Genomic DNA, 9,797 nt, shown 5'->3' on the forward strand with positions numbered 1-9,797 from the left:
TTGGTTGAGACTGTTGAACGGAAGGCGGCCTTGGAGACCGCACGAAAGGTGCGCTCTCTCTCGTCGAGACCCCATCAACCGGAGAGCCGGATGCGGGAAATCCGCCCGTCCGGTTCGGAGGGAGGGGTGACGCTCGTGTGTCATCCCTACCCCTATCCCATTACTCGGACGATTTCTCTGCTTTCGGTTCCGGAAGCAGAAAACTCAACCCCAGGCCGATCAAAAACATGCTCGTGCCCACGATGGCCGCGGCCGTGGCCACGTGCGCGGGCGATCGCCCGCCCAGCATCGGCGCGACGAGATTCGTGGTCACGAACGCGGCCGAGGTGCCGAGCATCCGTCCGCCCACATTGGTGGCAAAGCTGCCGCCGGTGCCGCGCAAGTGGAGCGGAAACACCTTCGGCAGGTATTCGCCAAAATAACTGAACTGCGCCACGGTCAGGAATCCGCAGATGGCCACGCCCCAATGAAAGAGCGCGGGCTGATCGCGGAACAGCCAGTAATAAGTTAGCGGCAGCACGATCAGTCCAGGAACTTGAAAGAGGCGCAGCAACATTCCTTTGCTGATGGCCAGCGCGAGGAGCGCGGCCAACGCGATTCGTCCCAGCAATCCGCCGATCTCCTGCCAGAGCTGGACGTCTTTGCCGCGCGTCTTCACGATGTTGTCGGGCCCCGCCTGTTTCTCTCGGTTCGCGCCCAATTGTCCGAGAATCTTTTCGCGCTCCAGCACGGCTTTCTTGGCTTCGGGAGCGGAAGCCGTGAGCTTGTCCAGTTCCCCGTCCAGCGCGGCGATTTGGTTCGTGAGGCCGGCGAGCGTGGTTTGCAGCGCGGCCTTTTGGGCCTCGGAAATGTCCGGCGTCTGGAGCGCCCGGCCGGTGGCTCGCAGTTCGCGGCGGGCTTTGCCGCGCTGGCCGGAAAGCTCTCGAAGCCCAGCCACTTCCGCGCAGGCCTGCTCGAAGCGAGGCTTGAGATCGTCGAATTGTTTGTTCAATTGCGCGGCTTCCGCCTGGAGCGGGCGAAGAATTTTCTGTGGCTCCGCCAGATCGGCGATGCCGGGCATGATCCGCGTCGGCGTGAGTTGCAGCGCTCCAAACGCGATCCCGTAAGCACAGGCGGAGAGGGCCGCTGTGACGAGCGTCGTGCGCCGCAGTTCCGGTGAGAAAAGCTCGGCGAAGCTGGACCGCCGCAACGTCCCGGCGCGGCGTTTCTCCTGCCAAACCCGGGACTCCGGCACAAACGGGAGCAGCAGCGCGATGGGAATCGCCGGCAGCAAACCCGTCATCAGCGTGTAGCGCCAGTCCGCGTGGGCGTCGAAAGGTTGCGGCAACGGCAAAGCCGGCAGCGTGGCCGCGTGTTTCAGAATCCAGCCATTGACCACCGTGACGAAGATTCCGCCCACCGACGCGAACGCCTGCGTCCAGCCGAGCACCTTTTCCCTGCGTCCCTTGTCCGGAAATAATTCAGCCAGCCACGTAATTGCGGCCACGAATTCCAGACACACACCGACGAACGTCGCGCAGCGGAAGAAGACAAACCAGCCCAGCGTCGTGGTGAAGGCCGCAGCCACCGGCGACAACGAGTAAATCGCAATGCTCACGGCCAGCATGGTCTTGCGTCCGATCCGGTCCGTGAGCCACCCGCCGATCAAGCCGAACACGCCCCCGCACAGCGCCGCGATCCAGAGCAGGCGGCCCACCCAATCCGTGACGAGCGGATTGTTGGCCGGCACCTGGAGAATCTCCGCGATGGCTGGCGCGGCGATCAGCGGCAGGAGCAGCAGTTCGTAGGTGTCGAACAGAAAACCAATGGCTGCGACGGTGAGGATGAGCCATTCGGTGAGGGTAAACGGTTTGGTCGGGGCGCCATCGGGATTCATGCGCGCAAATTGTGCAGCATCTGCTGCGCAAGATTCAACGGCGAAGTTGATCGAATGGGTGGCGAATCGCCACGGATTGCACGGATAACACGGATAACACAGCTTTTACATCCGTGAAATCCGTGGTCCAAGAATCTGCGCTCTTGGCCTACTTCTGAGCGCCTGCTGAAGCTGCGGTCGATTCAGCCTTCTGTCCCGGTTTGATTCCCAACGCGACCAAGCCGTCCAATTCGAGCGGCGGGTAGAGCATTTGCGGGAAGAGCTTCCGGATCGCGGGCATCGTCGTGGCTTGCGTTTCGTAGCTTGACTCACCCGTTTGCGCGCGGCCCACCAAGACGAAATGCAGGATGCGGCCTGCGGGAAGGTCCGGCGGCAGTGCGAGCTTCATTTGAACGGAGTTGGTTTTCGCGGGAATGACGCTGTCGCTGAGCGCCAATCCGCTGCCGCCGCCCAACACCGAGAGCGTGATCGGACCGTCGTACTCGCGGCGTGCGCACTCCACTTTCACGTCGAACGTGCCGCCCGCTGAGGCCTCGAACTTGTCCGTCTCCACGCTCAAGGCAAAGCCCGGCGGATGCGGCCGGATCTCCAGGCGATACTTGAAGTCTGGCCCGCCCTGTCGATTCAGCTCTTCCACGAGCAGACGGTAAGTGCCGGCCTCGTTGAAGCGGTTCGTGATCGCTCCTTCGTCTGCGCCCGTGACATTCGCCTCTGCCACCAGAGAATCGTCCGCCTTCCGCAGTTCCAGATAGAGATCGCACGGCGAGCCGAGGCTGCGGGTTCGCCCCGCGAAGACGAGGCGCTGTCCCTTTTGAACTTCAAATTCGTAAAAGTCGCGATCACGGTTCTGCGCGAAAGTGCCGGCAATGACGACCGGCGCGGAAATCGGCAGCGCCGTGGCCGGCGTGTCGTTCGGCTCCACTTCCGCGCGCTCAACCAGCGGGCTGAGGCTGGCTGGTCGGAAGCCCGGTTCGTTGATCGGCAGCAACCGGAGCGGGACTTGCGAAAAGTCGCCCACGCGCAGCCGGTAGCGATGCTTGCTCCCGCCCTGGTAACGAATGTCCCGAACTTCGATCACGCATTTTCCAGCCGCGGTGAAGCGATGCGTGACGCGCGCGTCGGCATAAGCTCCCGGATCATCGTCGCAATACGCCAGTTCCCGGCCGTTCGCATCGAGCAGGCGCACCACCGGGTCCAGCGCGCTCCCCAGGCGGTGCGCGACGATATCGACGTTAACGCGCTGTCCCGCCGCTGCGTCAAACTGGTAGTAATCAAAACCGAGTTCTTCCGCTGCGCCATCGACCGCGATCGGCAACGACAACAACTGCGCTCCTTGAACCGTCTTGTTCGTGCCGCATTTCGAGAGGGTGGAAAGATCGTCGATGGATACTAACAACAAATTGGAGATGCCGTTCGTGGTCGCCACACGGATGGCACCGATCCCACGCGGGACATCCTCGGAGACGGAAACGTCGCAGATCAGCCGCGAGCTGCTGCCGCTTGCGTCGCTCGCCGAGACGATCGCGGTGTGCGCGCGGAAACTTGTCCAAATCTCGGTTGCGCCGGCCAGGTTATCTCCCACGAGCGTCAACGCCGTGGTCTTGCCGGGCGCGACGGCGGACGGGATCGTGTGCGTGAGGCTGGGGCTTTGGGCGGCGAGGCTGGTTGCGGTGATCCCCCAAAGCACCAAGGCGCGCCAAGCGCGCACTCCAGTAGCGCAGGTTTTCAACCTGCCGTATCGCCGATTTGGAATCGGCACCGGACCGGCAAATCTTGCTGACTGCAAATCTGTCGGAAGCGCGCGGAATGCAGTTCTGCGAAGCAGCATCCAAGGTATTGATTCTATTGGTCGAAATTGTGTTTGTCCCATCTTCACTTTGTGTAGCGCAGCACTTCGCTATGGGGCTGATTATCGACGTTCCAAAGTCGCAGGTCCTTATCCTGTTTGCTGAAGAACAAAGTCTGGACCTTCAGGCCCTCGACATGCCCGTCGCAAAAGACTACGCTCAAGCGCCTGCGATGACGCTTCCACCCAGTCGGTCGGCCGCCTTCATCGCTAGATATCGCAGCCAAACTTCCGGTAAGATCCCCAACCCCGCCTTCGCGTACGATGTACCCTAGCGTGTCATAGAGGTCTCGCTTCAAATTAATAGGAGAGCGCTGCCCGAATTCGTACGCGTCGCCAAAGGCAATCATCTCCCCTGGGGAGATCACGAAGGATTCAGAAACTGGATTCGGAAACAATGGACCTAATTTTGCCCTATAGACCCCAGCCCCACCTAACCCGGTGGGCGCTCTTTCTGCATCCCTGTTCCCATTGCCCACAGTCCCGTTCAAACTAATTCCCGAAGAGTTGTAGCCATAACTGCCGCCGGAACCGTGCCACTTCCGGCGCGTGTCAGACGGGCAGACGAACACGCTCGGGGGCCAAATTACAAACTCTCTATTGTCAGTCCACCTGCGGTTCACGACCGGCTGATCCAAGTAACCATTAACAGATTTGGACCAATGCCGCCAAGGGCCTCCGGGTTCCGTCCTTGGGTAAAAGCCTTTGTCGTCAACATACATTCGTAGGGCGAGTCCCAGTTTCCTGGTGTTGGACTTGCATTTCACGAAGTACGCGCTGCCTTTAGCTCCTGATAGCGCTGGCAATAGCAGCGACGCCAAAACTCCAAGGATTGCGATCGCCACGAGCAATTCGGGTAAGGTGAAAGCCAGGCAAGAACTGCCCTTCAGTTTGGCTGTTGATCTCATGTCGCAGGGCAAAGCGCTGGCATGATTGAAAATCTGCGCTGCGAGCAACTTCCTCACGCAAGCACGCCCATGACCGGGTTGCCTTCGGAAATGTGCACGGGCCGATTGCCCACGGCGCGCACTTCGGTGTGCGGGTCGATGCCGAGCAGGTAAAACACGGTCGCCGACAGATCATCCGGGCGCACCAGATTCTCCGCCGGATACGCGCCGTGTTTGTCCGACGCGCCGTACACGAAGCCGCGCTTCACGCCCCCTCCCGCCAGCAGCGCGGTGTAACACTGCGGCCAGTGATCGCGGCTGATGTTGGCATTGACCTTGGGCGTGCGGCCGAACTCGCCTACCCACAGCACGAGCGTCGAATCGAGCAGCCCGCGCTGGTCCAAATCCTCCAGCAGCGTCGGCAGCGTTTGATCCGTGATCGGCAAGTGCCGCTTCTCGATAATCGGGAACATCCGCGTGTTGTTGAAGCCGTGCGTGTCCCATCCGCCATTGGTCGTGCTCTGGCCGCCGATGCTGTCGGAAAAATAAACCGTGACGAACTTCACGCCTGCTTCCACCAACCGCCGCGCCAGCAGACAGCTTTGCCCGTAGGTGTGCCGGCCGTAGCCGTCCCGCACTTTATCGGGTTCCGCGGACAAATTGAACGCCTCACGCAGCTTCGTGGAGTGCAGCATCGCCAGCGCTTTCTGATAATAGTCATCGAGCCCCTGGGCCGTCGCCGAGTACTCCAGCAATCTCGATTGCGCGTCGATGACCTTCTGGAGTTCGCGCCGTTGCGCCAGGCGCTCGTAGCTCAGGTTCGCTGGCAAGGTCAATTCCGGCAGGCTGAAGTCCGGGCTGTTCGGATCCTGAGTGAACAAGAACGGATCGTGAACTTTGCCCAAAAAGCTGGCGTGCTGGCCCGGCGTCACCGATCCATCCCGGATCACGTAGGGATAAGCGACAAACGTGGGCACCGCTCCACTGACCGGGGCGAGCTGATCCACCACCGAACCGTACGCGGGAAACAACTCGATGGAATCCTTCAAGCGAATGTCATCCACCGGCGGCGCGTGGCCCGTCAGCGCGTAATACGACGCCGAATTGTGGTTCTTCATCGTGTGGTGCATGCTGCGGATCAGCGTCACTTTGTCCATGACCTTGGCCATGCGCGGCAGGCGCTCGGCGACCTGGATGCCCGGCACGTTGCTCGCCATCGGCTTGTGCAGCCCGCGAATGCCTTCGGGCGCCTCCGGTTTCATATCGAAGGTTTCCAGATGGCTCGGCCCGCCGAACTGGTACAGGAAGATGACGGACTTGGCGCGCGCCGGCGGCCCTTTCTTCATCGCTTCCGCACGCAGCAAGCCCGGCATCGTCAAGCCGAGCATGCCAAGTCCGCCGACTTTCAAGGCGTGCCGGCGGGAAAGGCGCGAGGCGTGGAATCCGGGGCAGGCGAAGGAGTGAATTGGCTTACTCATAGGCTGTTATCACTTTCTCAACACAAACTCTTTCGCGTTCAGCAAACCCCACAACAAATCCTCCAACGCCGCGCGCCGGTCCTTTGCGGCGTCCAGGTGCTTCTGCGCCCTCTCTAACTCCGTCGCGCCGGGCGCCCGCGTCAGGGCCGTCCAATAAAGCTCGTCGATCATTTCTGCATCGGATTTGCCCGAAGCCAGCAGCGCAGTCAGCCGGTTCTCGCTGTTCGTCAGCAGATCATTCACCGTCGGACCGCTGATCATCTGGAAAGCCTGGCTCATGGTCGTCTCGGTGGAACGCTCGCACTCGCAGGTCAGCAGCCTCTGAGGCTTCCCGAAGACGATCAGGAACTGGTCGTTCCCTTTCGGCCCTCCGCGCTGTCCGCGCACCCGTTCAGGCCGCGCGCCGGGCAATTCCGCCGCGCGCATTCCCGCGGGATAACCCTGAAACTTCGAAGGCACGCCCGCCACCTGAGTCTGGCAATCCATCATCTGTTCCGCGCTCAGCCGCCGCACGAGCGCGCGCGAATAATTCATTTCGTCCTCGCGGTTGGTTTCGTTCGGTTCGCTCGACAACTGGTAAGTGCGCGAGTTCATGATCAGCCGGATGACGTGGCGCAGATCGAAATCATGCGCGATGAAATCCCTGGCCAGCGCCTCCAGCAATTCCGCGTGCGAAGCGGGGTTGGTGGCGCGAAAATCATCGATCGGATCGACGATGCCCCGGCCCATCAAATGAAACCAGATGCGGTTGACCTGGGCGCGGGCGAAAAACGGATTCTCCGGGGCAGTCATCCAGGCGGCCAGTTCGTCCAAGGCGTCGGAGCCCGGGTCGTAATTCGTCAAACGTGAAACGTAATCTGGTTCGTGCGTCGTGGTTCCCAGCATGTGCGGAGAGGCGGGTTTGCCGGTGCGCGGGTTTTTCACTTCGCCTTTGCGCGCGACGAACACGATTTGCTCGCCTTTGAATTCGTGCGAGTCGTTGCTGTCCTGGCGGCGGTTCTCCAGAACCTTGTATTGGACGCGCGAGAACAGCGCCGTCCAGTTGTAGTAATCATCCTGAGTCCAGCGATCGAACGGATGGTTGTGGCACTGGGCGCATTGCAGCCGCGTGCCCAAGAACACCTGCGCCGTCGCTTCGGCCCGGCTCACGGGGTCGCGGTTTGCCCGGTAGTAATTCGCGGCGGGACTGGCGTAGGTGCTGCCACGCGTGGCGATCAATTCCCGGACGAACTGGTTCATCGGCTTGCCCTCGGCAATGCTCTGCCGAATCCAGCGATGGAAGTTCTGCACGCCCTTCTGATCCAGCGCCCGTTCCTCGTTGCGGAGCAGATCCGACCATTTCAACGCCCAGAAATCCGCGAACTCCGTCCGTTGCAGCAATTCGTCGATCAGCTTCGCCCGCTTGTCGGCGCCTTGACTCCGAACAAACGCACGCGCTTCCTCTGCCGCCGGCAGAATCCCCAGCAAATCCAGATAAGCGCGCCGGACAAACACTTCATCGCCGCATAACTCGGAAGGGTTCATCCGCAACTGGCGCAACTTCGCGAACCCGTGTTCGTCGATGTAATTCTTCGCGGAAGGATTTCGCCAGATGAAGCCCGCTCGCGCGGGCACGAACGCCAGACGGACCGGGACCTGACATTGGAGATAACGGACCAGAACGGTGACTTCGCCGAATCCCTGGCGTTCCACGAGTCCGTCCGGGGAAATTCTGGCCAGGCTGTTGCTCGGCTCATAAACCGCAATCCGAGTGACGTCCCGTCTGGAGCCATCGGAAAAAGTTGCCTGGACGCGCAACGGCACGGTCTCCGCCAGGTCGAGCAGAATCTCTTCCGTTGGCGTGACCTCAATCTTCCGCAGCCTGGGAGTGTCCGCCGCATCGGGGCGCGCGCCGCCCGCAATCCAGTCGCGAAGCGTTTGATATTCCCATGATTCTTTGCCGAACCGCTTGCCGCCTTCGTGAGAAATCGCAGTGGCGGGTTTGAGCAGAACCAGGCTCTGGTCAGGGGCCGAAGCGTTCACGCGCCGGCCAAATTGATCGCGAGTGAGCGCGTGGAAGTCCCACTCCGGATCCTCGCCGCGCAGGGAGAGTTTGAATCCCGCTTTGCCATTGGCGTTGCCGTGGCACGCGCCCGCGTTGCAGCCCGCCTTGGACAGAACCGCCACCACATCGTTCCGGAAGGAAATCTCAGCAGCGCGCGCGTCCGCCAAAACCAGGAGCGCGATGGCCGCGCCGACCGACGAAAGCTGTCGAATAACATTTCGCTTCGTTGCCTTCTGTAAACCCTGCCGCCGGTCGAGCAGGAAACTCAATGCGGCGGACGCAAGCCAGCGGGCGGATGCGACCGGAACCGCTTTCGGTTCCAGCTCGCGAGCATCGCTCTGATCCGGCGCCGGCGTCATCGCCCGGAATATAGTTCAGCTTCCGAGGTGGAAAAAGAGTTTTCTGAAGCAACCGCCGACCAGCACGATGCCGGCCTCTTCAAGGGCCCGGAGGACCGGCTTAATCTCCTGCGGTGTTCTGGGCCGCAGTTTCAGCATAGCGGAGGCAGCGGCTTTTCAGTGATCTTCTTGGGAGGAAACCAAGAACTGAACGCCAAATTAAGCTCGACAAGGCGTGAGTTTTCCCGGTTAACGAAACGAACCGACACCTTCCTTTATGAATACAAATTCTTTGCCCTCGTTAGTCCGCGCCGGATGGAACTATCGAGCAACTGCGGCAGTGTTCTTTACGAGTTTTTTCGCAGCAACGGTCGCGCCGGCAGCGCCGGCCCAGAGTTCCACTAAGGCCGGCAAAAGTCCCACCGACGAATTGCCGCCGCACATCACCCGCCTGACGTGGTTCGGCGAGCGCGCGGACTGGTCCCACGACGGAAAGAAGATTCTCTTTGTCGAAAAGACCTACGGCGATGCCTACGAAATCGATCTGGCGACACGAGTCGTTCGCCCCGTCACCCATCACTATCCTCACCTCGGCTACACGCGCGCGCTTTACCTGGCCAACGGCGACATCTTGCTGTCCGGTCCGGAAGCGTTCGATCCGAAGAACCCGCATCCCAGCCGCGTGCAATCCTATCTTTACGTCCTGGACAAGAGCCTGACCAAGCCGCCCGTGCCGCTCGGCACCAAATGCAGCGAAGGCCCTGCGGTCTCGCGCAAACGCCTGCACATCGCCTGGACGCACGTGAGCGCGCAATATCCAGACAAACTGCCCGCAGGCGTCTCGCAGATGCACGAGGCGGACCTTGTTTATGAAAACGGCGCGCCGAAGCTGGCGAATCAGCGGTTGATTCTCGACAGCCGTGACCTGCCTTTCAAATGCACGATGGAGACGCAGAATTTCCGTCCGCCAGAGGAACGCGAGCTGACGTTCTCCGCCTACGCACATCAGGGGACGGACGTTTGCGGCGTCGATCTTGCCACGAAAAAGGTGATCAACTACTCGAACGCCCCCAGGCAATACGACGAGCCAGAAGGGATTTTTCCGGACGGCCAGTTCACGCTGGTTGAGTGCGATCGCCAGAATCAGCAAGGCTCCGGCCACGTCGATCTCTGGAAGCTAAGAGCGTGTCCGAAAATTCCGCGGGGTCCTGTTTTCGCGCCAAAGGCCGGATGGCGAGGCGCAACGAAGGAGAATATCCTCCCTGGATCTTCGACTGAGGAGCAACGAAGCCAGGCGGCCTTTGGCGCGAAAACCCTCCGGGCGGCGG

At 61.0% G+C, this 9,797-nt stretch carries 6 protein-coding genes; 1 reads left to right on the forward strand and 5 read right to left on the reverse strand.

From position 1 onward, the window contains the following. Positions 1–160: 160 nt before the first annotated feature. The 5 genes from FJ398_21860 to FJ398_21880 form a co-directional block, all read right to left on the reverse strand. The gene (locus FJ398_21860; protein ID MBM3840556.1) at positions 161–1,876 is read right to left on the reverse strand and encodes an MFS transporter; all 1,716 of its coding nucleotides are present in this window, start codon (positions 1,874–1,876) and stop codon (positions 161–163) included. A gap of 148 nt (positions 1,877–2,024) precedes the next feature. Beyond that, positions 2,025–3,584: a hypothetical protein gene (locus tag FJ398_21865; protein MBM3840557.1), complete on the reverse strand. Its 1,560-nt coding sequence runs from the start codon at positions 3,582–3,584 to the stop codon at positions 2,025–2,027. Positions 3,585–3,748: 164 nt separating this feature from the next. Beyond that, positions 3,749–4,687, reverse strand: coding sequence for a prepilin-type N-terminal cleavage/methylation domain-containing protein (locus tag FJ398_21870; protein MBM3840558.1), 939 nt, complete (start codon positions 4,685–4,687; stop codon positions 3,749–3,751). Then, positions 4,684–6,087 carry a DUF1501 domain-containing protein gene (locus FJ398_21875; protein ID MBM3840559.1) on the reverse strand — a complete coding sequence of 468 codons (1,404 nt, stop codon included), beginning with the start codon at positions 6,085–6,087 and terminating at the stop codon, positions 4,684–4,686. Before FJ398_21875 ends, FJ398_21870 begins: the two co-directional genes overlap by 4 nt. Before the next feature lie 9 nt (positions 6,088–6,096). Beyond that, the gene (locus FJ398_21880) at positions 6,097–8,490 is read right to left on the reverse strand and encodes a DUF1553 domain-containing protein (GenBank protein ID MBM3840560.1); all 2,394 of its coding nucleotides are present in this window, start codon (positions 8,488–8,490) and stop codon (positions 6,097–6,099) included. A gap of 1,099 nt (positions 8,491–9,589) precedes the next feature. On the opposite strand from FJ398_21880, the gene FJ398_21885 reads away from it, so the two are divergent. Beyond that, positions 9,590–9,797 (forward strand): hypothetical protein (locus tag FJ398_21885; protein MBM3840561.1); only part of this gene is annotated, 208 nt, incomplete at its 3' end.

The organism is Verrucomicrobiota bacterium (assembly GCA_016871535.1).
Taxonomy (GTDB): Bacteria; Verrucomicrobiota; Verrucomicrobiia; order Limisphaerales; family SIBE01; genus VHCZ01.

What these genes read in the sequence shown, in the direction of transcription:
- FJ398_21860 (MBM3840556.1), bottom strand. Translation starts at nt 1,876, where the DNA reads ATGAATCCCGATGGCGCCCCGACCAAACCGTTTACCCTCACCGAATGG.
- FJ398_21880 (MBM3840560.1), bottom strand. Translation starts at nt 8,490, where the DNA reads ATGACGCCGGCGCCGGATCAGAGCGATGCTCGCGAGCTGGAACCGAAA.
- FJ398_21875 (MBM3840559.1), bottom strand. Translation starts at nt 6,087, where the DNA reads ATGAGTAAGCCAATTCACTCCTTCGCCTGCCCCGGATTCCACGCCTCG.